Origin of the sequence: Micromonospora sp. NPDC048835 (assembly GCF_040649995.1) — a bacterium.
Lineage (GTDB): Bacteria > Actinomycetota > Actinomycetes > Mycobacteriales > Micromonosporaceae > Micromonospora.
In genome coordinates this window covers 94,475-119,979 of record NZ_JBEZGM010000011.1, presented here as the reverse complement: position 1 = coordinate 119,979, position 25,505 = coordinate 94,475, and the positions used below count along the sequence as shown (strand labels likewise).

Sequence of the window (25,505 nt, the reverse complement as noted above, 5' to 3'; positions counted from 1 at the left end):
AGGAGCGACGATGCTTGACGAACGCCAGATCGGCGACCTGATGCTGACCGAGGTCGAATCCGCCGAGCAGCCCTCCACGGTGCTGGACGTGGGCCGGGCGATGACCACCGCGCGGCGGCAGCGCCGCCTCGCCCGGGGAGCCGGCGCCGCACTGCTGGCGGCGGCGCTGACCGTCGGCGGGCTCACCGTCCCCGACCTGCTGATCCCGGACCGCACGCCCGCCACCGGTCCGGCCGGCCCGGCGGCCGCCGACGGCGAGACCGGGCTGCCGGCAGCGCTCACCACTGTCGACCCACAGCGGGTGTACGTCCGGTTCGGCTGGCTGCCGGACGGGATGCGCGATCTTCACTACCAGGCCGGGCTGCTGCTCTCCGGTACCGGTGTGTACCTCAGCGCGACCAACGGCCGCAACGACGACAGGAGTCAGTTCGTGGCGGTCGCACTCCTGCCCAGGGGGATGCAGCCATCGGCACCGCAGCGGGACAGCGGTGAACCCGCGGTGGTCGGTGAGTCCACCGCCGGCCCTCGACTCAACGGCGGCGACAGCGTCTTCGTCAGCTACTCGGGTGCCGAGAAATCGGAGGCGATCCTGCGCTGGCGGTACGCCCCGGACGGTTGGGCACAGGTCCGGGTGTTCGGGATCGAATCGGACGTGCGGGACGTGGCGGCGCGGGTGGCCGGTTCGCTGCGCTTCGGCACCGATGCCGTTCCGATGCCGGCGACCGTGGCGGGCGTACCTGCCAACCTGCGGATGATCACGCTCAACGTGTCCGAGTCACTCGACGAGCCCAGAACCTGGTACGCGGATTGGACCTGGACTCCGGAACCGGCCACCGCCGACCCCGGTCAGCAGCGGGCCCGGACGTTGAGCGTCGGCATCTCCCGCTACCGCAACGTGACCGACCCCGCCGACCGGGCGTTCGTCGACCCGAACACCACCCTGGATGGGCACCCGGCGCGGTTCAGGGGAGAGAACGGCAACGAGTCGCTGACCGTCTACGACGTCGACGGGGCGAACGTGTCGATCTACGACAGCGCCCTGCTCCCGGCCGGTGGCACCCGGGCCCTGTTCCCGGCGGTCACGTTGGTACCCGACCCGGCCACCTGGCACACCCACCTGAGCCGGTGAACGACCCGGGTCCGCGCCGTGGGAGCGGCGCGGACCCGGACGGGTCAGCCCGGACGGCCGGGGACGGGCATGATGGGGGTGTTCCCGACGACGACCGCGAAAGTGAGGCCGGCATGTCGTTGCTGCGACGAGTCATCGGTGGAGTGCTCCGTCGCCACCGTCAGCGCCAGGGCCGGACGCTGCGCGAGGTTGCCGCGTCGGCCGATGTCTCCGTGCCCTACCTCTCAGAGGTCGAGCGGGGCCGCAAGGAGGCCTCGTCGGAGGTGCTGGCCGCGATCTGCCGAGCGCTCGGCATCAGCCTCGCCGACCTGCTGGGCGAGGCCCGCGACGACATGCGCCGGGTCGAGCCGCGCCTGCCGGTCGCGCCACGCGCCGCGCTCACCCACCTGGAGCGGGTCGATGCGACTCGGCGGGAGATCGGCAACGCCACCCTGCTGGTGGGTCCACGTGTCAGCGGGTTCGTCCTGCACCGCGCGCCGGTGGCGAGCGGGCCGACCCTCAGCGTCGACGGAAATGCCTCCGCTGGTGGCTCGCGCCCCGGTCCGCGTACCGCTGCCCTGGCTGACTGCGCACAGACCCGGCTGGGCCTGCGGCGGCTGACCGTCGCGTAGGCCGCGTGGGTTCTGCCGTCGGCGGATCTGCCGGCGGCAGAATCACTGGGCCGGCCACCGCCCTCGCCGCACGCTGGAAGGGCCGGTCCACCGGGTGGCCCACCGCCCGCCGGCACGGCGGAAGGCGGCGGCACATGATGGGGTACGGCGTGCAGATGCTCAACGGTGGGCAACCGTCCTTCGGTGACCACGTGTTCGAGCGACTGCTCCGGGAGCGGATCGTCTTCCTCGGCACCGAGGTGACCGACGAATCGGCCAACCAGATCTGCGCGCAGATCCTGCTGCTCGCCGCCGAGGACGCCGACCGGGACATCTACCTCTACATCAACTCGCCGGGCGGGTCGGTGAGCGCGGGGATGGCGGTCTACGACACGATGCGCTACGTCCGCAACGACGTGGCGACGCTGGCGCTCGGGTTCGCCGGCTCGATGGGGCAGTTCCTGCTCTGCGCGGGCGCGGCCGGCAAGCGGTACGCGCTGCCACACTCGCGGATCATGATGCACCAGCCGTCCGGCGGGATGGGCGGGACGGCCGCGGACATCACCATCCAGGCGGAGAACATGCTGCACGTGAAGCGCACCATGCAGGAGTTGATCGCCGAGCACAGCGGACGGACCCTCGACGAGATCCAGCGCGACTGGGACCGGGACCGGTGGTTCACCGCCGAGCAGGCCCGGGAGTACGGCCTCATCGACCACGTGGTCACCCGAGCCGAACAGCTACCGACGCTCTGATCAACGTCTGGTGGCTCCGGTACCGCCAGAGCGATCCACCCATTAACCTCCGTAGATATGGTGCCGGGAGCGGAGGGAGCGGGAATGACGCGCGGGATCGAAGGCGGCTGCTGCGGTGACGACACGCCAGGCCACACCGTGAGTCGCCGCACGGTGTTGCGCGCGGCGGCGCTGGGCGCGGGCGCCCTCGGCACCGGTGGCCTCCTGGCCCCCGGGGTCGCGCAGGCCGCGCCCGCGATCTACAACCCGTTCACCGCCTACCCGATCACCGACACCTGGGAGGGCCACCTCCGGCGCGGCTCGCGCGGTGGCATCGACTTCGGGATGGGGGTGGGCACGGCGCTGCCGGCCTGCGGCGCGGGCACCATCCAGAACATCCCGAACAACGGCGGGGGCGGGCACACCGTCACGATCCACCACGCGGACGGTTACCGCAGCCAGTACCTGCACCTGTCGCAGTTCCTGCTCGCCGACGGCTCCAGCGTTGGCGCGGGCACGATCGTGGGCCGCTCCGGCGGCGCGGCCGGCGCACCCGGCTCGGGCAGCTCGACGGGACCGCACCTGCACTGGCACATGATCAACCCGTCCGGCGCCCTGATCAGTCCGCTCGTCTACATCCAGCAGAACCCGGCCGACCAGCCCCGTCAGGTGTTCGAGGCGGCAAGCAACGCCGGCTGGCGTGCCCTGCCGGTCTCCGGCAGCACGGGCGCGGTGACCGGCACGGCGGCGGCCGCGATCACACTGGGATCCACCAAGATCCTCTACTCGCTCAACGGTGGCCGGATCTACGAGGCCGCCAGCGACACCGGCTGGACCAACCTGTGGACCGGCATCCACGGCGCGCAGGGCACCGCCCTGGCCGCGCTCACCGTCGACGGGGTGAAGCACATCTACACCGTCGTCGACGGGTGGGTGCACGAGGCGGCGAGCAACAACGCCTGGCGCAACCTCAACACCGGCATCGGCGGCGCGAGTTCGTCCTCGATCTCGGTGATCGCCCTCAACGGCGTCATGTACGTCTACAGCATCGTCGGCGGCTACATACACGAGGCGCACAGCGCCAACGCCTGGCGGAACCTGAACACGGGTGTCCCGGCCGAGGCGGTAGCGGCGACCACCCTGGGCGGCACGAAGATCATCTACGCGCTCAACGGTGGGCGGATCTACGAGGCCGCCAGCAACGCCGGCTGGGCCAACCTGTGGACCGGCATCCACGGCGCGCAGGGCACCGCCCTCGCCGCGCTCACCGTCAACGGGGTGAAGCACATCTACACCGTCGTCGACGGGTGGGTGCACGAGGCGGCGAGCAACAACGCCTGGCGCAACCTCAACAGCGGGGTCCGCGGGTCACGGGCGGCAGCCCTCGGGTTGGACGGCGTCAAGCTCATCTACGCCGTCTGAGTCGCCCCGTCCGGGGTCCGCCAGCCCGTTCAGGGGCGACCGTTGATGCTCGCCCGTGCGCTCGGGGCCAACGGGTTGGTGGCGGTCAGGTCGCGGGGCAGCAGGTCGAAGCCCTGCCAGTGCACCCGCATCGGGCTCTGGTCCTCGTCGCGCGGCAGGTGGTGGAAGCCGATCCGCACCCACAGCACCGGGTCGGTCAACGTCTCGCCGTTCACGTAGTCCACCACGGAGCGGGCCGCGCACTCCGGGTCCAGGTTGAACGAGGCGAACTTCTCGCAGGCGCGGGCCTCGGTGACGGTCAGGTCGGGTGCCATCTCGGGCCGGCTCTCGTAGTCGTCGTTCGCGCCGGTCACGAGTTGGTAGGAGCGCGGGTGCCCGTCGGCGTTCGGCGCGGCGTCGCTGACCACCCGCCACCACCTGCGGTTCGCGCCAGTCAGCGCCCGTTCGGTGGGGATGGCGGTGCGGGTGGTGGCGAGGATCGCCGAGCGGCGGCCCTGCTGCCCGGTGGGGGCGGTGTCGAACTGCTCGACCCGCTCGCTGCCCAGGCCGGGATCGACCCGCCAGACCGCGTTGTGGTGGTGCGCGGCGGCGTGGTCCGAGGCGCCCGGGCCGATCGGCTGGCCGTACCGCGCGGAGGTGTAGTCGGTCGGGGACAGGTCGCCGGTGGCGCCGAGCCGGGCGGTGAACCGGCCGTCGTCGCCGAAACGGTACTCGGTGACGTACTCGTACCAGCCGACCTTGGAGATGGTCCGCAGCACCAGGTCGACACCCTGCCGGGAGTAGAGGTAGCCGTCGTCGGCGACCCGCTGCGCCGGGCCGGTGGGCTCGGCGACGACACAGAGGACCTTGCCGCTGTCGTACGCCGCGCGCCGCGACCCGCCGGGGCACTCGCGCTCGGGCAGCCGCTGCATCGCGTCGCCGCCGAAGCCGTACGAGGTGATGTCGTTCCACTCGGTGGTGCCGGTGTCGTACGGCACGTTGAGCTGACCGAGCGTCACCGACTCCAGCACGGTGGTGACCGGGCCGCCACGGAAGCTCAGCCCGACGTCCTCCAACACCAGGCCGGTCTGCGGATCGACGTGCCAACACATCTGCCAGCGGGTGCCACCCGGCAGCGTCTCGCGGACGGTGGCCGCCGGACCGCAGGCCACCGTGGCGGGCTCCTCGGCGTGGCCGGCGCTGGCGCCGGCCAACCCGGAAGCCAGGATCACCGACAGCACGGCGGACAGGCCGAGGGCCAGGGTTCGCTTGGTCATCGCGGGCTCCTCAGGGCAGACGGACGACGGTGCCGGCGGACAGGTCGACGACCAGGTCGGTGAGATCCACGTAGGGCTCGCCCGGTCGGTGCAGGAGCAGCAGGACGCAGCGGTGCACCGCGCACGGTTCGCCGGTGTAGGTCTGCGCGCCGGGCTGAAGCTCCGCCGCCGTGGCCGGCGCGGCGCCGGTGGCCTGCCGGAACCGCTCGCGCATCAGCTCGCCGAGGTCGTGCCGCCAGAGCAGGTCCACCGCCGCCGCCACCTCCCGAGGGGTCGCCGGCGGCTGCATGCCGGTGGCGGTGAAGGTGCCGGTGACCCGCCCGGCGGTGAGGTCGACCGCGACCTTGACCAGCTTGTCGCCGCGGTAGTCGTACGTGAGCACGTCGGCTCGGCGTGCGGTGCCGTCGCCGTCCGCGCGCCGGACGGCCAGCAACTCCGGCCCGGCCGCTCCGGTGACGTCGGTGGGCCCGGTCGGGCCGGCGTCGGCCAGCCCGGCCAGTGCCAGCTCGCGGGCCCGGGCGGTCTCGGTCGGGGTGAGCGGATCCCGCCCGGTGCCGGCGGCCGGCACCGGCGCCTCGGGCGGGTCGGTTATCCGCGGAACGACGGGCGCGGCACCGGAATCCTCCGCGCCGGCCGACGAGCCGAGCATCCAACCCAGCGACCACATTGCGACCACCGCCGCGACCATGGCCGCGGCCGTTCTCTTCTGCATGTGCCGGCCCCCCGTGAGTGTGCCGGGCCGGCCGGTCGTGACCGGCCGGCCCGGATGCTGCGGTGCTACTTGTTACGCGAACGCAGGAACAGGATCACCACGATGGCGACCGCCACGAGGACGAAGAAGCCGATCAGCACCGGTGTGGCGACTGGTGACTTCGGTCCGCCAACCACGGCGAGGTTTTCCAGCATGTCGGTCTCCGTCCGATGAGGATGGTGCGGGTCAGAATTTCTGTGTTCCCGAAATGCCTAGCGAACAACCCGCTCCGGTGCTGCCCGGGCTGACCGAGGCGCCGTACTCGTCCTCACCTGTCGCCGCGTCCTCCTCGACGGTGGCGTTGAACGGCCCGGCGCTGCACTGGCCGTACCCACTGACGCCCTCCTCGACGGTGCCGCCACCGATCTCACTGTTGAAGCCACCACCGGCACCGACCCCGATGGTGCCGGTGACGCCCTGATTGCCCTGGTCGTCGATCTCGTAGTTGAGACCGGCGCAGATGACGTAGCAGACCTCGAAGCCGATGCTCGCCACCACCAGACCCGTCGGATCGGAGTTGTTGATCGGGTCGGCCCCGGCGAACGCGTACCTGTTGCCCACCGTCGGGTCGCCGATGGTGTTGAGGCTGTCCTGCTGGGTGAACCGGCCGGTCTCCGGGTCGTACCACCGCTTCCCGAACTTGGTCAGGCCGGTGCTGGCGTGCCTGAGCCCGCCGGCGTAGCCGATCGCGAACGAGTTGACCACCGGCTGGTTGGCAGTGATGTTCGTGGTGCGGCCGTACGGGTCGTAGGTCCAGTGGCCGGCGTAGGTGCCGTTCTGGTTGGTCAGGCCGACCACCGAGCCGTTGCCGTCGATCGTCGGGAAGTAGTGCACCCACTTGCCGGTCTTCTTCTCGGCGACCCGTACGCCGACAAGCGCGCCGGTGCCGTCCCGCTCGAGGAAGTGGGTGTCACCGTCGACGGCCTGGTAGTCGTCGAGCGAGGTGCCGCCCTGCGAGCCACGCCCCCAGGCGAAGTACATCTGGTCGTTGTCGTCCCCGTCCACCCAGACGGAGTCCAGCTCGGACTGGTCGCCGGTCAGATAGTGGAAGTAGGCGTCCTTGTTGCCGCTGGTCCGGTTGCCGGTCGTCTGCCCGGCCGCGTTGTAGTCGGTGCTTCGGGTGGCCGAGCCGTTGAGCTGGTTGCCCGCGCCGTCGTACGAGTAGCCGCTGGAGGTGATCTGGTTGGCCGAGTTGAACGTCAGCCGCTGCGTCTCGGTGCCGTTGACCTTGACGGTGGTGCGGTTGCCGTTCGAGTCGTAGGTGTAGTCGAACGTCCCCGGCGCCAGGTTTGTGGCCTTGGTCAGCCGGTTCGCCTTGTCGTACGTGTAGACCTGCACGGCTCCACCGCGGTGGTGCTCGGTCTGCCACTGGCGCAGCGAACTGTCCTGGGTCGTGTCGGTGGTGTTGCACGCGGCGGTGCCGACCCGCTTGCTGTAGCAGTACGAGACGTCGTACGTGACGAACTCCTGGTCGGCGTTGTTCACCCGCTCCCAGCGCTTGCTCGTGGTGCGGGTGATGCGACCCGACTTGTCGTAGGTCAGCTTGGTGTGCGCGGTGGTGGTCGGCCCGGCGTCCTCGACGCTGAGCTTCGTGTCGGTGCGCCGACCCTCCTTGTCGTACTCGAAGGTGTAGGTCGCGCCGTCGACCTCCATCTTCGTGAGCAGGTTGCGCTTGTCGTACGAGTAGACGGTGTCGCCCCGGTAGTCACCGTGCAGCTTGGTGAGGTTCCCGGCCGGGTCGTACGTGTACTGGGTCAGGTAGTAGTCCGGCCCACGCTGGATGAGCCGGTTGAGCCGGTCGAAGACGAACGTCTCGCTCTTGCCGCGGGTGCGCTCGATCAGGTTGCCGGAGCCGTCGTACTCGTACTCCACCGACTCGGTGTCGTCGGAGTACGTGGTCCGGACGAGGCGGTCGTCGGTGTCGTACTCGTTGGTGGTGACCCGCCCGCCGCCGTCGCTGGCGGTGCGCACCCGGCCGAACGCGTCGTAGGTGAACTCCCGCTTGGCCAGGCTGTTGCCGGTCGGTGGGGTGATGGTGGTGAGCTGCTTGTTGCTGTTGTACGTGTAGTTCGTCGGGTTGTTGGTGTTCGCCGGGTCGGTGGCGGTCTTCACCGTGCCGTCACTGTTGTAGTCGACCTTGGCCTCGGCCGCCTCGGCGTTCTTGGCCGACATCTTGTTGCCGGCGCCGTTGTACGAGTACGAACTCTGGTTCTTCTGCGCGTCCCCACCCGTCGAGGGCTGGTAGCCGGCGGTCGGGTTGGACGACGTGGGCGCGTTGGTGTACGCCGCCGTGCTCGACGCGCCGGTCGGCGTGGTGGTCGAGGTCAGCGACTGGCCGTTGTTGGCGTCGTACTTGTTGCCGACGCTCTGCCCCATCGCGTCGGTCGAGGTCGCCACGTCGTGGTACGGGGTGTAGGAGCGGTTGCGCTCGTTACCGTCCGGGTCGACCGCCTTGGTGATCCGCTTGTCGCTGTCGGTCGTGTAGGTGGTGTGCGCGACGTCCGACACCCGCTTGGTGATGTCGGTGTTCGGGTCGGCCACCTGGACCTCGGTGGACGACGTGTACGCCCACCGGGTGATCGCGAGTCGGCCGTCCGGGTTGTCCACCGACTCGTTCTCGAGCACGCGGGCGACCGCGGCGACGCGGTGCAGGCTGTCGTACTCGACCCGGGTCTCGGTGCCCGGCTCGGAGGAGAGCCCGGTGGTGATCCGCTTGACCCGCTGCGACGAGTCGTAGGCGAACTTCACCGCGTGCCCGGAGGTGGGCACGATCTGCGTCAGGTTGCCCGCGTTGTTGTACGAGTAGATGACCTGCCGCGAGTTGGAGGCGTCGACCGCCTGCTGGAGTCGCTGGATCCGGCCGTTCTTGTACGTCACCACCGCGGTGCGCGCCCCGGTGGCACCCCGGTCGGTGACCACCTTGGTCAGCTCGCCCGCGCTGTTGTAGGTGTAGTCGATGACGTTGTCGTTGCGGTCCTCGACCTTGTCGAGCTGCCCGGACGAGGTGAAGTACAGCTCACGCCCGTCGTTGTTCTCGGTGAACTTCCAGCCCGACCCGTCCTGCTTCAGCGTGCCCTTGAACTCCTTGGGCGTGTCGTAGCCGCCGCTGACCGCCGTGAACGTGCCGACCAGCCCGTCCGCGGCCGCGTACGTCACCGAGTTGTCGGAGTTCTTGATGAGCTTGGTGTCCGGGCCCGTGCGTGCCCGCCAGCCACGCCCGTGCGCGCCGGTCTCGATGTCACTGCCGACAAGCAGGCTGTTGAACGCCGCCCCCAGCACCACGTTGGTGCTGATGCCCGGCAGCACCAGGTCGGTGGTGCGCAGGAGGAGGTTGCCCGAGCCGGCGTGGACCTGGAGAACCACCCGGTCGGACAGGTCGAAGGTGGTGAACGTCGCGTTGTTACCGGCACCCGTCCCCTTGGGCACCTCCACCGCGCCGGGGACCATCGCGAGCGTCCCGTTGCTGGGGCCGAGCGCGATGCGACCGGAGCCCGGCGAGCCGGGCTGCACCGGGGTGGCCTTGGGGGCCTTCTCCGGAGCGGCTAGCACCGGCCCGGCCACCGGCATGAGGACGGTCGCGGCGGAAACCGCCGCGACCGTGAACACTCTGAGAACGCGCACTACCGAACCTCCCCGTCGTCATGGCAAAGCACGGGAAGGCTTTCATCGAGATCATTGGATGGTCTGCCCCGTCGAGTCGTTTGCGCAGCATCCTCTATTGAGGACGATTGCCGTTAGGCAACTAACTGAAGACGTGGTATGTGATCACAAGCAGTGAACTGGCGGGAAGGGTGGCCGCTGCCGTAGATCCCGGCGCGTTCGCGCAGCTCAGGGGCGCGAGGACGACAGTCACCCGGCGGGACGCACAGAGTTGAATCATGGTGCGCGGAGAGACTCCCGCCGAAGCGACGGGTCGGTCTCAGCTGATCTTGGAGGTGCCCCCGGCAGGATTCGAACCTGCGACACACGGTTTAGGAAGGGTATAGCGCCTGCTCGGGTGCACCTCGTCCTAGCAGGCGTTGCGTCCGACTGGTCCAACCCGTTGCGCTTGATCATTCCGCGCATGTTCCGGATTTTGCGATCAACGTCGACGTCTCGCTTACAAGCTCTGTGCACCGCGTCCGGCGGAGTCTACGTCCGTCTCTGACATCGGGCGATGATCCGTCACCCATCGCCCTTGGTTGCCTCCGTCCTGCCTCGTCGCTGTCACCGTTGCTGTCGACAGCAACGTCGATGGCCGCTCCGGTACAAGGTCCTGCACGCTTACAGTTCGTCGTTCCTCCGTCTCATGTCGGCGGCAGTCCCCCCATGTGGATGCGGCGGCGGGCGTCGGTGTCCACCGTGCGGCCAACAATGATGGGTCGAATCGACGCGGTCGGATCATGGCCCTCGCGCTGCTCCGCTGCCGCGATCCTGCTCGTCGTAACGGGCGTCATCGGGTGCCGCCTGTCGTGAATCTCTCCGTCGAACCCCGGTGGGCTGGAACGCGCCGCTGATGCAAGCTGCGTTTGGCACGGGGCAGCATGATGGTCGATGTTCGTGTACGTTAACAACACCGGCCGGTAACACCCCGTAAGCGGGAGAACCTCGCCACCTGGCAGGGGTCAAGCCGACACGGGTGCGACTGCGGGATGCACCCCGCAGCCGCACGTCCCCATCGAGAACGGAGATCTAATGAGGACGACACCATCGTACCGCCCTGCCTGGGCTGTGACAGCATTGCTCTCACTGTTGTCACTCGTCGCTGCGGTGCTTGCGGTTCCAACCTCGGCCTCGGCCGATGCCGCGAGCGCGGGCTGCTATCGAGTCGGCGACGCGCAGTACGCTGAGTTTCGCTCGACGGTGAAGCAACTGAAGGCGAAGGGCGAACTGAGCGCTTCCGATGCATCGGCATTGGACTGCGACCCTAGGCGCGCTAGTGAGCGCATCACCTACGAAATCAGCAGCGAACCCGTGATGGGGACTCTGGCCTCCGGCTGCAAGTCCAGTACCAACTGGATTATCAGCTTTAGCATTTGGGGCGCAGAAGCAGGCAAGCACAACCAAAGCCTTAGCTGGTGTTGGAACAACACCACGAAGAAGGTATCGGACTGGGGCGGGCCGTGCGGCGGCTCTACCACTGGCTGGGGAACGACCAACGGGTGGAGTTGGGACGGCTGCTCACAGAACGACTTTATCCCGTACACTTTGGGTGGGTCCTACCCGGGCGGCATTCACCATAAGACGGAGGGCAAGTTCACAAATAGCGTCCCCTACACGCCGGCAATCTATTTGCGCCTTGAAATTTGGGGGCACTACGCCGGCACCTGCGCCACTAGGTACAACAACACGACGCGCCAGTACTGCTAGCTAGGCTACTGTCGGCCGAGGTGGGGGTGCGCTAACGTACCCCCACCTCGGCCAAACGCCAATTTCGAGGAGGTTGTGTAATGCCACTCAGCATCTCGCGCCGGAGTCTGACGACGGCCTTGATCGTCTTCTCTGGAGTGGCAGCACTCTTGATAGCCGGCACTAGGCCCACTTCTACCGCCGTATACCGAATTGGCCAGACCGGCGAAGTGCTAGAGCAGGCGGTAATTCATCCCCTGAACCTGGCACTACTTGCCTGGTCGGCGGCCGTTGCTGCCCTCGCCACGTGGGCGGCAATCGCTTATTTGCGTGGGCAACTCAAAACGGCTCAACGGGTCCTCTTGTTCGCAGGCATCATGGGGCTCGTTCCGGCAATTTTGCCGGGGGTTGGCGCACTAGCCGCACGTGCGTTCGTTATTCGAGAGAAGTAACTTCCAGCAGCTCCGGCCATTAAACCCCCGCACCGACGGCCACCGACGGCGCTTTGCCATCCCGTCTGCCGTCGACCCGCCCTCCTGGGGTGCGGGCCGCCGCCCGGCCCGCCGCGTCAAGACGGCCTTGACGCACGGTCGGACGCTGGCGGGCCGGGCGGTGGTCTGCTCGGCTCGCCCGGGTCGAGGGCAGGCGGGTTGGCCTACCGCAACCACCCACGGACGGTGACCCGCCGATGCAGTCTTGCCATCCTGGAGCCCGAGCGCCCCCGCCGGAGGCGCAGTAACCGCGCCCCCGCGACCACCGCCAGTTCGCCGACGCGGCCGACGTCCGCTCCCCTACGCCGCGCGGGCTCGTGGCCGCGCGGCCCGGCCGGCTGCCGGCCAAACACCCCACCGTTCAACGGCCTGTCGTTCTGCGGCGGCCCCTTGGGCTTCCCGCTTCCGCGCCAGCCGCCGGGCATGTTGCGTGGCCGGAGTCGGAGCGCCAGCGGAGCGACGGACGCGCGCCCAGGCGGCGGCGCGTGCGGCCCGTTCAGGGCCGCCTTGAAGACGTACAGAAACTTTGCACAACATCGCCGGCAGCCGACTGGTCACGTCCGTACCGAGCTTGCTGCCGTCAGTGCCCTATTGGGATTTGAACGGCTTGGTTCCACTCGTACATGCGGTTGTCGCGGTGAAACTCAAGCAGGCCCACGTGGCTCAGCGAAACCGTGACGGGGGCCGCTTCGACCCCGCTGATCGCGTCCGCGATCGGCTCCGCGGCTTGTGCTGAGTTGGAGTAGGCGACGCTGACGTGCGGCCGGTACACCGGGACGTGTTCGGGTGCCAACTCGACGTGGTCCTGCCCGAGGACGCCTCCAATCGCGATTCTGACAGCGTCCCGCACGGCTCGGATGGGCTCCGGTGGCAACCCTGGCAAGTAGACGGCCTCGGCTCGCACGACTGGCCGATGGAACGTCACGACAGGTGTCGGAATCTTGGCCACTCTCCGACGGATCACCTCCTCCAACTTCACGGTCTGGGCGTCGCTAAGTTCATCTACGAACCCGATGCCTTGCATGGTCATGTGCAGCCACGACGCGGGGATAGGGTCAAGGCCGGGAAACGGCTCTAATGCCTGCTGGTATAGCTGGACCAGCTTCACCAGCTCGGCGTGCTCGCCCACGGCGAAGTGGCATGCGTAGAAGTGGCGACCCTTCTGCCATCCCGGCCGCCACCACCAGTGGTCCTGCATCGTGCCGACGTGCTCGACCAGATCGGACATGTCACTTTCCCTAGATGTCTGAGCGACCGGCAGCGTCTTCAGGCTGCTGGGTGACGTCGTACTCATCGATGATTTCGATCCGGTCTGCCGGCCACACCGACTCGGACACTTCGAGCACCGTGTCGTCCTGGGCGCGAGCGACATGAACCACGTGAACAACCCCGGTCCCCGCCGAAATTTGGAGTGCCTCGGCCTCGGCCGATGTGGGCATCCGCCACTGCCAGTGGTCCCTAGCCTGGGCGTACTTCTTACCGCTCAAGTCCTCCACGCACAGGAAAAGTGCCTTAGGCACCACGGTGGGCTCTTCAAGGAAGGTGCTGCCGGCGATCCCTACCGGGATGTAGCTAGCCCCGACCTCCTGAGGCTTGCTGGTCTTCGAATCCGACAGGATGCGTCGGCGGATGACTACTTCCTCACCGGGCTCCATGTCCGCTGCCTTGGCAATGTGCTCGGGAACTGGGCCACGCCCCGCAAATGGGATCTCATGGCGTAGGTGGGCCGTAAGTAGTTTGCCGTCGGTCCGGGCACGCCCGTAGCGGTCACGGGACCGGCGTTGCAACCGGCGGTTCGTGCTGACGAAGGTGCCTACGCCCTGGCGCGCCTCGACGATTCCCTCGGCCCTCAGGACACGGATCGCACTTCTCAAGGTCTCAAGCGAGAGGCTGGGGAAGGTAGCGCGGAAGCGCTCAAGTAATGCGGCCTCGGCAGGCAGCCGCTCCCCTGGTTCGTACTTGCCGCTTTTGATGTCGCGCCGCAGCTCATCGGCTATGCGCTGGTACTTGGGAGCCTTTGTTCCCAGGTCATCGGTCATGTTGCCCTCCTACCACCAAGTTTAGTCCTCTAGAGGACTTGACGCGCTCACTGGATCGACATACCTTGATTACACGCAGTCCTCTAGAGGACTAGAGCACTAGACCTAGGAAGGGGTCACGCTCATGAAGCTTTACGTGGACACCACGAGCAAGCAGGTGACGGCGTCGAAGGACCCGATGCCGAAGAACGACGAGAAGGGCAATCAGAAGTCCGAGAAGAACACGGGCCGGCTGATGTGGTCTACCCAGGTCTTCGTGCTCGACGAGAACGGCGGGGAGGTCATCACCATCACCACGGCGGGAGAGAAGCCGAGCGTGAAGGTGGGCGACTTCCTGGCCGTCGAGCAGTTGGAGGCCATTCCGTGGGCGACCAACGGGCGTAACGGCGTCGCGTTCCGGGCGGTCTCGCTGAAGCCGAAGACTGGTTCTCCGGCCAAGTAGGTCCCTCGCACCGCTGTGCTGTGTGAGCCGCTGGTGTCCGTGGCTCGCTGTAGCGGCCTGATGGTCCGCTGATCTAACCAATCCCCATCTTTGATTCGTCCGGGAACGGTTCTGGCTCGCACGTTTCCGGCCGGTGATCACGTCAGGTGGTCACATCCCACAAGGCGCGGGGTCGGTACTGGCTCGCATACCTGCCGACCCCGTCTGCCATTTCCAACCTGTCTGCCCTCGTCATAGGGAGTGGTTGTCTCATGCTCGTTTCCGCCATCGTGTTCGCCGTCGTCGCGGCGACCCTCTACGCCGGTCACCAGGTGGCCGATCACGTTCTCGGCCAGTCCGACAAGCAGGCCGCACACAAGGCCGCCCCGGGCTGGGACGGCTGGCGTCACCTGTTGGGCCACGTGATGGCCTATCACCTCGTAGTGGTGGTCATGCTCGCCATCACGCTCGCCGCCCTGGACCTGCCCGTCACCGCCCTCGGGCTCGCTGCTGGGCTCGGCTTCTCCGCCGTCTCGCACGCGTTTCTTGACCGACGGTGGCCGGTGCGCTGGCTACTCACCCACACCGGAAGCGGCGACTTCGCCGACCGTCAGGCCCCGATCTGCGGGATGTACCTGGCCGATCAGTCCCTGCACGCGGCGTGCCTGTGGGCGTCCGCGCTGCTCATCGCCTGCCTCTAAGAACCCCTCACTCTGATCAAGGGGAGATCCCTGCCATGGGGAAGAAGTACCTGTTCAGCGAGGACACCAGTGGTCGTGTCCGTGAGGTCAAGGTCGACCCGAAGCACCTGGACAAGCAGCTCCGCGAGGAGCGCGCCGCTGGGCGCACCCCGACCGTCCTCGACGAGGACGACCGCATCCGTTTCGGCCTGATCGCCAACAACCTGCGCAACGACTGACGTCGGTCAGTTTAGGAAGTTCGAGCGCGGGGCCGGTACTGGCTCGCAACCTGCCGACCCCGCTCTCTCCAACCCATCCAACCCATCCACTTGGGAGGACGTGTCATGTCCAAGTCTAGCCCTCGCCGGTTCGCTGGCAGGTCAACCGGAACGGTGACGGTCATCGAGGCCAAGGTTCACCGATCCTCGGCCCGTAACGCCCGGATGGCGTTCATCCTCACGGCGGTCATCGTCGGCCTCCTGGCGGTCGTGGTGGCCGCTTCCTACATCCACCCGATTCTTGCCGTCTTCGTCGGCGCGCTGATCGGCGTCCCGACCGGTGCCCTCGTCTGGCTCCTCGTCCGGGTGTGGCCGGTGATCCGGCTGCTGTGGTGGTGGACCCCGGAAACCATCCTCGGTGTCCTGCTGCTCACCGCGTGGGTGCAACTGGCCAACCACACCCCGACCCTGGTGACCCTGATCGTGGTCGCCCTGATCGTCGGCGTCCCCGCCGCCATCCGCCCGGTCCGCCGGCAGGTCATCGCCTGGACCTGGTGCCTGATCGTCCGGCATCGACTGCGCGTGTGCTTCGCGCAGTTCATCATCGCCAACCAGTCCGGCAGCCTGCCGCTGATCCTATGGGCACGTCCCACCCCGGTCGGTGAGCGAGTCTGGGTCTACCTGCGCCCTGGCTTGTCCGCCGAGGACTTGGCCGGGCAACTCGACAAGATCGCGGTCACCTGCCACGCCTCCACCGTGCTCGTCGAGCGCGCTTCGGAAAACAAGGCCGCCTATCTGCGGTTCGACATCAAGCGACGCGAGGTGCTCACCGCGCACGTGGGTTCCCCGCTGGTCGACGTGATCGACCTGACCGTACCCGTCTCCGCACCGCACATGTCGGTGCCCACCGCCCTGGACCTGCCGGACGTCGACGCTCCAACGTTCACCCTCCCGGCTCAGGGCAAGCCGGCGAAAAAGCCGGCCGCAACCACGGCCAACGGCAGCAAGCCCGCGGCTTTGTCTGCGCCGTCCGTAGATCACGACGACACCTCCGACTGGATCTGACCCAAACCCAACCCGGATGCGAGGAGCCATGACGGCTCGTTCGTGTGGCTCCTCGCGCCCACAACGCCCAGGAGGGCACCTCATGACCACCACGATTCCCACCACTGCCGATGCGGTGCCGGTGGGTGCTGGCCTGTCGATGTTCGACCCGGTGTTCATCGGGATCGACGAGTTCGGCCAGCCCGTCTACCTCGACGTCGTCTATCACAACCTGCTCGCCGCTGGTGAGCCCGGCGGCGGTAAGTCCGGCCTGATCAACAACATCTGCGGCCACGGCGTTCTGTGTGACAACACCCGCCTGGTGCTGTTCGACGCCAAGCTCGTCGAACTCGGCCCCTGGCGCGACCTCGCCGACGCGTTCATCGGCCCCGACATCGATCAGGGCATCTCGGTGCTACGTCGCCTGCTGACGGTTGCGACCAACCGCTACACCTGGCTGCTCGCCAACCGGCGCCGCAAGCTCGGCCCCGATGATGGCATGTCCGTCATCCTCACCGTCATCGACGAACTCGCCATGTTCTCCACGGTGCTGGGCACCAAGCAGCAACAGGAAGAGTTCTCCACCCTTCTGCGAGGGCTCGTCTCCCTCGGGCGGGCCTGTGGCATGCCCGTGGTCGCTGCGACTCAACGCCCGTCGTGGGACATCATTCCCGCCTCGTTGCGGGACCTGTTCGGATACCGGGCCGCGTTCCGGTGCACATCGCTGAACAGCTCGAACATCATCCTCGGTCAGGGCTGGGCCGAGCAGGGCTACACCGCCTCCGACATCAGCCCCACCAACCAGGGCGCGGCCTACCTCCTGGCCGAAGGCGGCGTTCCCCGCCGCATCAAAGCCGCCTACCTCACCGACTCCGATATCTACAACATCGCCGACTACGCCGCCTGGACCCGCCGCCCTGTCGGCACCAGCGCCAACGCTCCGGCGGCCAATTCGACCGAGTGGGAAATGGCGGCATGACTACCCGCGAGCGCGCCTACGCCAAAGCCAACAACCAACGCGCCGCCCAGTTCACCGAACTGTGGGTCATCGGCCGTCCCGAGGACATCGCCGTCATGGTCCGCGCCGCGTCCGCCAGCGGCCGGCTCGTCTACCTGTCCTCGCCCACCCCGATGGGTGGCGACGACAACCGCCAACGCCGCTACCTACGGCTGCGCACTCACTGATCGGCCGACAGGACCGGAACTTCGCCTGGCAGCAATGCCGGTCCTGCCGACCTCCCAACCAAGCCCTTCTGAAAGGACGTGGCTGCCATGAAGGCTACCCAAAACCCACCACCCACCACAGCAAAGGTCACACCGGCTGACCTGCTGCGAATGGCTGCCCTCTACCTGCGCCGGCACGGCTGGACCCAGGGCGACTACTACACCGTCGTCTTCGACGCCCTTACCCCTCGGGCCTGCGTCTCCGGCGCTATCGCCATGGCTGCCTACGGCACCGCCACCGACTTCCCGTTCGGTGTCGACCGGCCTGAGCGGCCCGACTTCCGTGCCGCCTTGGGCGTCCTGCGCGATCACCTCGACCTGGGTTGCACCTCCCGCCTGTTCGGGTGGAACGACAAGCCCGGCCGCACCGCCGAGCAGGTCATCAACGCCCTCACCGCCGCCGCTGACCGGTGGGACTCCCTCCACACCCAGGAGGGCGAGAACTAATGAGCACCGTCAAGAAGCCCTTGACGCCGAAGCTGCCTCGGCAGAAGCGGCGCACGGTCGTCGAGAACGACGAGTTCGCCGCGTTCGGTCGCCGGATCATCCGCGCTCACGGTCGCCGCGTCGCCACCGGCGATGTGGAAGCACTGCGCGACCTTGTCGCCCTCTCATCGGTCATCGACGAGGCCATCGGTGAGGCCGTGATCGGCCTTCGCGCGTTCGGCTACTCCTGGTCGGAGATTGGGTCCCGGCTTGGCATCTCCAAGCAGGCCGCCCAGCAGCGCTGGGGAGACAAGCCATGACCGACCTTCGCAGCGTCGACCTCGACAACCTGGCCGAGCGCACCGGCATCCGGGTCGAGTTCTACGACCCGCTCGGCACCCGCTACGGGTTCCCGACCTTCCCCTACCACGCCGCACCCTTCGGCCTGGCCACCGTGCGGCAACTCCGCGCCGCCGGCCTTCGCCCCAACGGCCAGACCCCCATCGCGCAGATCTATTGGCGGCACCGCCAAACCCGGCGCGTCGCCTACCTCTACCGCCTCGACATGGCCGCGCCGAAGCGAACCGCCACGCCCGCTCAGCGGGAGGCCATCGCCAAGGCGCTTCGTGCCCGCCGGACCTGCCGGATCTGCCAGCAGGTCAAGCCCTACTACATCCCCCGCCGCTACGGCGAATGCCTCGACTGCCACGAAGGGAACCCGTCGTGAGCTTCCACCTGTCTGACCCCTGCCTGTGGTGCATCGAGGGCAGCAGCCCTGCCGGCATCCACGACATCCTCGGCCCGGTCTACAAGCCCTGCCCCGTCTGCCTCGGTGCCTGCGCCCTCTGCGAGGGCGACGGACTGTTCCCAGCCGACTTCGCTTGCCTGCCCTGCTTCCGGCAGCAGCTCGCCGCCCAAGGGCTGGCCCCCATCATGTGCGCCCACTGCTCCGGCGTGGTCGACCTCATCCCCCTCGACGCCATCCCGGCCCCGGAGGTGACTCCCCATGGCCACTGATCCCACTGCCGTCACCGAGCAGTTCGCCGCCGAGTACGCCCGCAACGCCGTACCGACCATGCTCAAGGCGATCAGCTCCATCAAGCGGTACAACCGCTTCGTTCTCCTCGGCGCTTTGCTGACCAGCTACCTGCACCAGGCCCACTACCTGTGGACCCAAAACGCCGGCTACTTCGCCTACCTCGTACCACTGATCTTCGACGCCGCGATGGTCTCGATGCTGACCGTCGTCCGCACCTCCGGCATCGCCAAGGACGCCAAACGCGGAGCCATGATCGTCTTTGCCGCCGCCGCCATGCTGTCGGCCACCATCAACTTCGCCTCCCCCGGCAGCCTCGGCCTACGCCTGGTCTTCGCCCTGGTCGTCGTCCTCGTCATCGGCGTCGAACTCGTCGCCGGACGCATCCGCCCCGACTTCGCCGCCATCCAAGCCGAAGCCGCCGCACTCCTCGCCGCCGTCAACGACCTCACCGACACGACACCGGCCACCGAGCCGACCACCACTCGGACCGTCGACACCACATCGGCCCCTACGCCGACCGTCGACACCCCGCCGGACCCTGCTCCGGTCGTCGACATCCCGCCGGCACCCGCGCCGGCCGCCATCACGGCACCCGCCTTCACCCCGATTCCGGTCGCCCGACCGGAGGTCCCGGCGCACCTGATGCCCACCGCCCGGTTCGTCATCGGCCGCCACGAACAGAGCACCGGCCGACCCATCACCACCGACGAACTCGCCGACCTGCTCTCCGTCACCCCGGACATCGCCCGGGAACTGCTGCACACCATCACCGGCCACACCCCGGCTGTCAACGGCACCCCCATCAGCGGTGGTGCCCGATGACCATCCACGTCGTCGACATCGAGCAGGTCACCCACACCTGCCCCGCCTTCGCTGAGGCGCATCCTTACGACACCCGACGCACGGTCATCCATGTCATCCCCGGCGGTCCCTGCCGGAACCCGGTCACGGTTCGCTGCGGCGACACGACGGTCACCATCGCGTGCCACCGGCACGAACCAACGGATCGCCAATGCGGCGCCTGCCGCATCATCGTCACCCAACACACCATTACCACCCGGCACCTCACTGAGGCTGCCTGATGGTTTCGACGCTGGACCTCACACCCCGCGCTTCGGCCCGGGGTGTGGGCTCGAACGCCGACACCACCAGTCCCTACGTCGGCTACACCGCCGCCGGCTCCGCGTTCACCCGCGCCCAGCAACCCGACTACTTCGGCTGGCTTGAACACGTCCGCGCCGCCGCCGGCTGCACCCGCCCCATCCGCCTCGCCGGGCAGCTCCTCACCGTCGAACCCGCCACCGGCCGACTCCTCGACGCCCGACACACCGACGCCATGCCCGACGCAGCGATCTACAAGGCGTGCGGCAACCGCCGCGCCACCGTCTGCCCCACCTGCGCGGGCGTCTACCAGCGCGACGCCTACCAACTGCTACGCGCCGGCCTCGTCGGCGGCAAAGGCGTTCCTGAAACCGTCTCCCGACAACCGGCCGTGTTCGCCACCTTCACCGCACCGTCCTTCGGTGCTGTGCACGTCCGCGCGGTGAAGCGGCACACCTGCGCCAACCGCAAACGCTGCGACTGCCGACCTGACCCCTGCCATGCCCGCCGCAGCACCGACGCCACCGCTGGCCTCTGCGCCCATGGTCGCCCGGCCGTGTGCTGGGCACGCCACGAACCCGGGGACCAGGTGCTCGGTCAGCCGCTGTGCCTGGACTGCTACGACCACGACCACCAGGTCGTCTGGAACGTGTTCGCAGGCGAACTGTGGCGGCGGACCAAGCAAGCCGCGGAACGCCACCTCGCCCAACTCGCCCGCCGACGTGGCATCCCGCCAGCCCGGATGGTCACCGCCTCGGGCAAGGTCCGTACGCTCGCCCCGGTCCGGCTGTCCCACGGGAAAGCCGCCGAGTTCCAAGCACGCGGCGCAGTCCACTTCCACGCCCTGGTGCGCCTCGACGGCGTCGACCCCACCGACCCCACCGCCGTCATCCCACCACCGCCCGGGTTCACCGCCGCCGACCTCGACGATGCCATCCGCCACGCCGCGTCCCAGGTCGGCTACACCACCCCCACCCACCCCGACCGGCCCGAAGGCTGGTCGATCGTGTGGGGTGACCCGTCCAAGGGCCTCGACATCCGACCCATCAGCCTGACCGGAAGCGGTGAGGTCACCGACGGCATGGTCGCCGGTTACCTTGCCAAGTACGCCACCAAGAGCACCGAGGTAACCGGGCACCGCTCCGTCAGGCTCGACGCCGACAGCATCGGCGACTACGCCGACCCCGACGGCGACCACACCGCCCGCCTCATCGACGCCTGCTGGCGACTTGGCCGACCCACGAGCACACCCATCCCGCTCTCGCAGCGGCCCCGGGAGCACCGACCTCGGCCCGGCTTCGTGCAGCGCTGGGAATGCCCCGACTGCGGCACCCACACGCGCTACGCCGCCTGCCCCGTCTGCATCGCCGAACGTCAAGCCAGCCTTGACGCCGAACCGACGAAACCGGCCACTGGCAACCCGTACGCCCGGCTACGCCGCTGGGCACACATGCTCGGCTTCGGCGGCCACTTCCTCACCAAAGCCCGCCGCTACTCCGTCACCTTCCAACTCCTGCGCGACACCCGCGTCACCTACCGACGCAACGACGACCAAGACCAAGCCGTCCCCGACCCCATCAAGGCCGTCGACCACCTCGACGACACCACCCTGATCGTCGGCACCCTCACCTTCGCCGGCGTCGGTTGGCACACCACCGGAGACGCCCTGCTCGCCAACACCGCCGCCACCATGGCCCGCGCCCGACACGCCACCGGCCGCGAAGAACTCGCCCACGAACTCGGCACCACCCCCGCCGGCTCTACGCCGGTAGCCGCTTGAATCGACAGGAGGAAGGACCCCGACGGTGGATGACGAACTGATGACCGTTCCGGAGGTGCTCGCCGCGCTTAACAACGTGTCCCGCCGAACGTTCTACCGGTGGCGTGAACTCGGTATCGCCCCGGCCTGCATCCGGCTTCCCAATGGAGAGCTTCGGATCGCGAGGAAGGACCTCCGGATCTGGCTTGAGCAGCGGCGCGAGGTGGTGGCGTGAAGTCCCGTCGCGTCCGCATCTGGGCGATCAAACCGAACGCCGGAGGCGTCGGGTCAAAGAAGGCCAAGCGGTCGTACACCGTCCGGTGGGTGGTGGCTGGCCGCGAGAAGTCCCGCACGTTCGTCACCCGCGCCTTGGCCGACAGCTTCCGCTCTGACCTCATGCAAGCAGCCAACCAGGGCGAGACGTTCGACACCGGCACCGGGCTACCGGACTCTCTGACGGAAACCCCGGCGGCCACGACCTGGCTGGACTTCGCCACGAAGTACGTCGACATAAAGTGGGCAGGCGCGGCGGCCAAGTCCCGCGACAGCATGACCGAAGCGCTCGCCGCCATCACGGCGGCACTCGTCAAGGACGCCCCCGGCCGGCCACCGGTCAAACTGCTTCGCCAGGCCCTGCGCAACCACGTGCTACCGCCGCCAGCTCGTGGCCTGCACATGCCACCGGACATCGCCGACGCGACGCGCTGGCTGCGCCACGCCTCCCTGCCGCTGCCTGAGCTTCGAGAGGCGGGGACCGTTCGGGGTGCGCTCGACGTCCTGGTGGTGAAGCTCGACGGCAAGCCTGCCGCCGCGACCACCGCGCGCCGGAAGCGGTCGGTGTTCTACAACGCGCTTCAGTACGCGGTCGAGCTGGAAGAGCTGGAGTTCAACCCGATCGACAAGCTTCGGGTGCGGTCGCAGCGGAAGAAGATTGCCGAGGTCGTCGATCGCCGGGTGGTCGTCAACCAGCGCCAGGCGTTGGAACTGCTGATCGCCGTCACCTACGTCGGTCAGCGGGGCCGGAAGGCCAAGCGTGGTGAGCGCCTGGTTGCGTTCTTCGCCTGCTTGTACTTCGCCGCGCTCCGTCCGGCAGAGGCGTTGGCGCTACGTGAGCAGGACTGCGACTTACCCGCGAAGGGATGGGGTCGGCTGACGCTGGCCAAGAGTCGACCCCAGGCGGGCAAGCGGTGGACAGACAGCGGCGAGGTTCACGACGATCGAGGGCTGAAGCATCGAGCCGAGGATGAGCCGCGTAGCGTGCCGATCCCGCCCACGCTCGTGGCGATCCTGCGTGCGCACATCGAACGGTTCGGGGTCGCCAAGGATGGCCGGCTGTTTCAGAGTGAGTGGGGCAACGTCGTTGCGGCCTCGACGTACTCGCGCGTCTGGGGTGAGGCGCGTCGACTGGCGTTGACGCCGCGTCAGGTTGACTCGCCGCTCGCAGGTCGGCCGTACGACCTTCGGCACGCCGCCGTATCGCTGTGGCTCAACGCTGGTGTGCCGGCGACCGAGGTAGCCGACCGGGCCGGACACTCCGTTGACGTTCTGCTGAAGGTCTACGCCAAGTGCATCGACGGCGCGGAAGCGACCGTCAATGATCGGATCTCTGAGGCTCTGACCGGCGTGGCCTGGCCCGTATGATGGTCGCCGTTCCGGATCTTGCCTTGGACGTGCCGACTGACCTGCACAGATGCCGCCAAGGTCATTCCGTGCCTGTTCCGGGAGCTGCGACAATCGGCGGCTTCCGGTGACCTACGGCTGCACACCTGTTCTAATTGAACGGCATGCGTATTACCAGCTCAGGAAGCGTTTCGGCTGTGTATCGAGGTGCCCCCGGCAGGATTCGAACCTGCGACACACGGTTTAGGAAACCGATGCTCTATCCCCTGAGCTACGGGGGCGCGAGGGCACAGTCTAGCGACCTGCGGGGTGACCCGCGTGGGCAGGGAGCGACCCCCGTTGAACCGGGCGGGCCCCGCCGAAGCGTCCCGACCCACACCACACCCCCACCAATCCGGACGGGCAGGGACCAGCGTCCGCGCTCGAAGCCCCAGCACCCAGGGTGTGGGCGGCATCGACGGCGCTGGGTGGACGGACGATAGGCTGCGGGCTGCTTCCGACTGACCTAAGGGGAACGGGTGATGGGCGGAACGGTTCGCGTGGTGGTCGCGGTCTGCGGGCATCCGGCGTGAACGACGGGTTGCGTCCCGGTGACCCAGCCCGCCTCGGCGGGTACGAGGTGCTCGGTCGACTCGGCGACGGCGGCATGGGCAGCGTCTTCCTGGCCCGCTCGCCCCAGGGGCGGCGGGTGGCGGTCAAGGTCGTCCGTGCGGAACTCTCGCACGACGAGGAGTTCCGGGGTCGGTTCCGGAGCGAGGTGAACCGCGCCCGCCAGGTTCCACCGTTCTGCACCGCCGAGGTCCTGGATGCCGACCCCGATCATGACCCGCCGTATCTGGTGGTGGAGTACGTCGAGGGTCCCAGTCTGGCCCAGGTGGTCCGGGAACAGGGGCCGCTGGGGGCGGCGCAGCTGCACAGCATCGCGGTGGGGGTGGCTACCGCGCTCACCGCCATCCACGGTGCAGGGGTCATCCACCGGGATCTGAAGCCGGCGAACGTGCTGGTGGCACCGGGCGGGATCAAGGTCATCGACTTCGGCATCGCCCGAGCGTTCGAGGCGACGAGTCAGCACACCCGGACCAACCAGATGGTCGGGACTGTCTCGTACATGGCTCCGGAGCGGTTCGACGGGGCGTCTGGCGGTCCGGTGGGCCCGGCCGCGGACATCTTCGCGTGGGGTGCCGTGGTCGTCCATGCCGCCACCGGCCGTAACCCGTTCGTGGGCGATTCGGCCACCGCCACCGCGATGCGGATCCTCACTCAGCCGCCGGACCTGACCGGGCTCGGTGGGCCGTTACGAGACCTGGTCTCCCGTGCGTTGGACAAGGACCCCGCTGCTCGGCCCACCGCCCGAGAGCTGCTCGACGAGTTGCTGACCGCAGGGTATCCGGGGGCTGCTGGCGGGCCGGCCCACACGACGGGCGCGACGCCGATGGCCGGTGTGTCCGCCGCCGGTGGTGCGGACCAGGGCCGCCGATCGGTGCCGCCTGGTCCCGCCACGGCCGGCCGCACGGGCCGGCGCCGCTGGCTCACCGCGCTGGGGGCGACCGCCGCCGTGATCGCGGTGCTCGTGCCCGCCTCCCTGTTCGGCCGTCAGTTGCTGCAGGGGCGTGCGAAACCGGATCTCACCGGTTCGACGGTGACCGGCAGCCCGACAGCGAACGCACCGTCGACCACCGCGTCCGCAGCCGCATCGGCTACGCCGTCCGTGTCACCGTCGAGGAGCGCGGACCCCACCCGAGCCATCCTGGCTGGTCAGCGGCGTATCCTGGTGCACGTCGTGGAGATCGACCGTGACCTGTCGCTGCCGTCCCATGGTGAGCTCGAGGTCGGCGACGGCACCGGCAAGAGTGGGCTCTTCGTTCTCGAACCGGTCGGCGTCGACTACATGATCAGGTCGGTGAACCCGGAGATTGCCCACCGACCGTGCCTCGGCGTCAAGCAGAACTCGAAGGGGGACAGGTCACTTGTGGGAGCCGACTGCCGGCCGACCGCCGCAACCGTGTTCGTGATATCCCCCGAGGGCGAGGACGACAAGGGGCGCCCGTCCTACACGATCAGCAACGACGAGCACGGCGTGGTGCAGTGGAGCCCGACCCGGAAAGAGATCTACGTGGAGTTTCTTGGTGACGCCCCGATCGACACCACGTTCAGCCTGGTCGACCGAGGCGCGGTCTGACTCGGGCGTACCCGGCATGCTGGCGGGCCCGGTGAGCAGAGTGGTCCTCCCCGC

General features: G+C 68.3%; 27 protein-coding genes and 1 tRNA gene. 21 read left to right on the top strand and 7 right to left on the bottom strand.

The genetic code is table 11. The annotated features are described in order from the left end of the window. Positions 1 to 10: 10 nt before the first annotated feature. From AB0C15_RS15755 to AB0C15_RS15740, 4 genes are all read left to right on the top strand, one after another. Positions 11 to 1,129 (top strand): hypothetical protein, encoded by a 1,119-nt coding sequence (locus AB0C15_RS15755; RefSeq protein ID WP_357352375.1) that lies wholly within the window; start codon positions 11 to 13, stop codon positions 1,127 to 1,129. Between the two features lie 113 nt (positions 1,130 to 1,242). Beyond that, entirely contained in the window at positions 1,243 to 1,740 is a 498-nt protein-coding gene (locus tag AB0C15_RS15750) for a helix-turn-helix domain-containing protein (protein WP_357352373.1), read from the top strand. 137 nt (positions 1,741 to 1,877) lie between these two features. Further along, on the top strand, positions 1,878 to 2,474 hold the full coding sequence (locus AB0C15_RS15745; RefSeq protein WP_357352556.1) for an ATP-dependent Clp protease proteolytic subunit: 597 nt from the start codon (positions 1,878 to 1,880) through the stop codon (positions 2,472 to 2,474). 84 nt (positions 2,475 to 2,558) lie between these two features. Next, positions 2,559 to 3,875, top strand: coding sequence for a M23 family metallopeptidase (locus AB0C15_RS15740; RefSeq protein WP_357352371.1), 1,317 nt, complete (start codon positions 2,559 to 2,561; stop codon positions 3,873 to 3,875). A 29-nt stretch (positions 3,876 to 3,904) separates the two neighbouring features. Here the strand turns inward: AB0C15_RS15740 and AB0C15_RS15735 are convergent, their stop codons facing one another. The 4 genes from AB0C15_RS15735 to AB0C15_RS15720 all read right to left on the bottom strand — a co-directional run bounded on the left by AB0C15_RS15735 (position 3,905) and on the right by AB0C15_RS15720 (position 9,503). Further along, on the bottom strand, positions 3,905 to 5,131 hold the full coding sequence (locus AB0C15_RS15735) for a primary-amine oxidase (RefSeq protein WP_357352369.1): 1,227 nt from the start codon (positions 5,129 to 5,131) through the stop codon (positions 3,905 to 3,907). A gap of 10 nt (positions 5,132 to 5,141) precedes the next feature. Next, positions 5,142 to 5,843, bottom strand: a complete 702-nt coding sequence (locus AB0C15_RS15730) for a hypothetical protein (RefSeq protein WP_357352366.1) — start codon at positions 5,841 to 5,843, stop codon at positions 5,142 to 5,144. Positions 5,844 to 5,908: 65 nt separating this feature from the next. Continuing rightward, positions 5,909 to 6,037 carry a hypothetical protein gene (locus AB0C15_RS15725; RefSeq protein ID WP_357352364.1) on the bottom strand — a complete coding sequence of 43 codons (129 nt, stop codon included), beginning with the start codon at positions 6,035 to 6,037 and terminating at the stop codon, positions 5,909 to 5,911. A 31-nt stretch (positions 6,038 to 6,068) separates the two neighbouring features. Beyond that, positions 6,069 to 9,503 carry an RHS repeat-associated core domain-containing protein gene (locus AB0C15_RS15720; RefSeq protein WP_357352362.1) on the bottom strand — a complete coding sequence of 1,145 codons (3,435 nt, stop codon included), beginning with the start codon at positions 9,501 to 9,503 and terminating at the stop codon, positions 6,069 to 6,071. A gap of 1,053 nt (positions 9,504 to 10,556) precedes the next feature. Here AB0C15_RS15720 and AB0C15_RS15715 point away from each other — a divergent pair. Further along, positions 10,557 to 11,231, top strand: a complete 675-nt coding sequence (locus AB0C15_RS15715) for a hypothetical protein (protein WP_357352360.1) — start codon at positions 10,557 to 10,559, stop codon at positions 11,229 to 11,231. A 1,050-nt stretch (positions 11,232 to 12,281) separates the two neighbouring features. Here AB0C15_RS15715 and AB0C15_RS15710 read toward each other — a convergent pair. Continuing rightward, the gene (locus AB0C15_RS15710; RefSeq protein WP_357352358.1) at positions 12,282 to 12,929 is read right to left on the bottom strand and encodes a 2'-5' RNA ligase family protein; all 648 of its coding nucleotides are present in this window, start codon (positions 12,927 to 12,929) and stop codon (positions 12,282 to 12,284) included. Between the two features lie 10 nt (positions 12,930 to 12,939). Then, the gene (locus AB0C15_RS15705; RefSeq protein WP_357352356.1) at positions 12,940 to 13,740 is read right to left on the bottom strand and encodes a GntR family transcriptional regulator; all 801 of its coding nucleotides are present in this window, start codon (positions 13,738 to 13,740) and stop codon (positions 12,940 to 12,942) included. 124 nt (positions 13,741 to 13,864) lie between these two features. On the opposite strand from AB0C15_RS15705, the gene AB0C15_RS15700 reads away from it, so the two are divergent. From AB0C15_RS15700 to AB0C15_RS15630, 15 genes are all read left to right on the top strand, one after another. Continuing rightward, on the top strand, positions 13,865 to 14,182 hold the full coding sequence (locus AB0C15_RS15700) for a hypothetical protein (RefSeq protein WP_357352354.1): 318 nt from the start codon (positions 13,865 to 13,867) through the stop codon (positions 14,180 to 14,182). A 251-nt stretch (positions 14,183 to 14,433) separates the two neighbouring features. Further along, positions 14,434 to 14,862 carry a DUF3307 domain-containing protein gene (locus AB0C15_RS15695; RefSeq protein WP_357352352.1) on the top strand — a complete coding sequence of 143 codons (429 nt, stop codon included), beginning with the start codon at positions 14,434 to 14,436 and terminating at the stop codon, positions 14,860 to 14,862. Between the two features lie 35 nt (positions 14,863 to 14,897). Continuing rightward, positions 14,898 to 15,080, top strand: a complete 183-nt coding sequence (locus AB0C15_RS15690) for a hypothetical protein (RefSeq protein ID WP_357352350.1) — start codon at positions 14,898 to 14,900, stop codon at positions 15,078 to 15,080. Between the two features lie 105 nt (positions 15,081 to 15,185). Beyond that, complete coding sequence (locus AB0C15_RS15685; RefSeq protein ID WP_357352348.1) at positions 15,186 to 16,124, top strand: hypothetical protein; 939 nt, start codon at positions 15,186 to 15,188, stop codon at positions 16,122 to 16,124. An 82-nt stretch (positions 16,125 to 16,206) separates the two neighbouring features. Beyond that, entirely contained in the window at positions 16,207 to 17,082 is an 876-nt protein-coding gene (locus tag AB0C15_RS15680; protein ID WP_357352346.1) for an FtsK/SpoIIIE domain-containing protein, read from the top strand. Beyond that, entirely contained in the window at positions 17,079 to 17,288 is a 210-nt protein-coding gene (locus AB0C15_RS15675) for a hypothetical protein (RefSeq protein ID WP_278137311.1), read from the top strand. The genes AB0C15_RS15680 and AB0C15_RS15675 overlap by 4 nt, the downstream gene beginning before the upstream one ends. Positions 17,289 to 17,375: 87 nt before the next feature. Continuing rightward, complete coding sequence (locus tag AB0C15_RS15670; RefSeq protein ID WP_357352344.1) at positions 17,376 to 17,774, top strand: hypothetical protein; 399 nt, start codon at positions 17,376 to 17,378, stop codon at positions 17,772 to 17,774. Next, complete coding sequence (locus AB0C15_RS15665; RefSeq protein WP_357352342.1) at positions 17,774 to 18,073, top strand: hypothetical protein; 300 nt, start codon at positions 17,774 to 17,776, stop codon at positions 18,071 to 18,073. The genes AB0C15_RS15670 and AB0C15_RS15665 overlap by 1 nt, the downstream gene beginning before the upstream one ends. Next, a complete protein-coding gene (locus AB0C15_RS15660; RefSeq protein WP_357352340.1) occupies positions 18,070 to 18,480 on the top strand; it encodes an RRQRL motif-containing zinc-binding protein in 411 nt (136 codons plus the stop codon). Before AB0C15_RS15665 ends, AB0C15_RS15660 begins: the two co-directional genes overlap by 4 nt. After that, entirely contained in the window at positions 18,477 to 18,770 is a 294-nt protein-coding gene (locus AB0C15_RS15655) for a hypothetical protein (RefSeq protein ID WP_357352338.1), read from the top strand. Before AB0C15_RS15660 ends, AB0C15_RS15655 begins: the two co-directional genes overlap by 4 nt. Further along, on the top strand, positions 18,760 to 19,614 hold the full coding sequence (locus tag AB0C15_RS15650; protein WP_357352336.1) for a DUF2637 domain-containing protein: 855 nt from the start codon (positions 18,760 to 18,762) through the stop codon (positions 19,612 to 19,614). The genes AB0C15_RS15655 and AB0C15_RS15650 overlap by 11 nt, the downstream gene beginning before the upstream one ends. Beyond that, a complete protein-coding gene (locus tag AB0C15_RS15645) occupies positions 19,611 to 19,874 on the top strand; it encodes a hypothetical protein (protein ID WP_357352334.1) in 264 nt (87 codons plus the stop codon). The genes AB0C15_RS15650 and AB0C15_RS15645 overlap by 4 nt, the downstream gene beginning before the upstream one ends. Further along, positions 19,874 to 21,673, top strand: coding sequence for a replication initiator (locus tag AB0C15_RS15640; RefSeq protein WP_357352332.1), 1,800 nt, complete (start codon positions 19,874 to 19,876; stop codon positions 21,671 to 21,673). Before AB0C15_RS15645 ends, AB0C15_RS15640 begins: the two co-directional genes overlap by 1 nt. 25 nt (positions 21,674 to 21,698) lie before the next feature. Beyond that, complete coding sequence (locus AB0C15_RS15635; RefSeq protein ID WP_357352330.1) at positions 21,699 to 21,887, top strand: helix-turn-helix domain-containing protein; 189 nt, start codon at positions 21,699 to 21,701, stop codon at positions 21,885 to 21,887. Continuing rightward, entirely contained in the window at positions 21,884 to 23,293 is a 1,410-nt protein-coding gene (locus AB0C15_RS15630; RefSeq protein WP_357352328.1) for a site-specific integrase, read from the top strand. Before AB0C15_RS15635 ends, AB0C15_RS15630 begins: the two co-directional genes overlap by 4 nt. Before the next feature lie 187 nt (positions 23,294 to 23,480). On the opposite strand, the gene AB0C15_RS15625 is transcribed toward AB0C15_RS15630, so the two are convergent. Next, positions 23,481 to 23,553: transfer RNA gene (locus AB0C15_RS15625), tRNA-Arg, on the bottom strand. A gap of 287 nt (positions 23,554 to 23,840) precedes the next feature. Here AB0C15_RS15625 and AB0C15_RS15620 point away from each other — a divergent pair. Further along, positions 23,841 to 25,451: a serine/threonine-protein kinase gene (locus AB0C15_RS15620; RefSeq protein WP_357352326.1), complete on the top strand. Its 1,611-nt coding sequence runs from the start codon at positions 23,841 to 23,843 to the stop codon at positions 25,449 to 25,451. Positions 25,452 to 25,505: the final 54 nt, after the last annotated feature.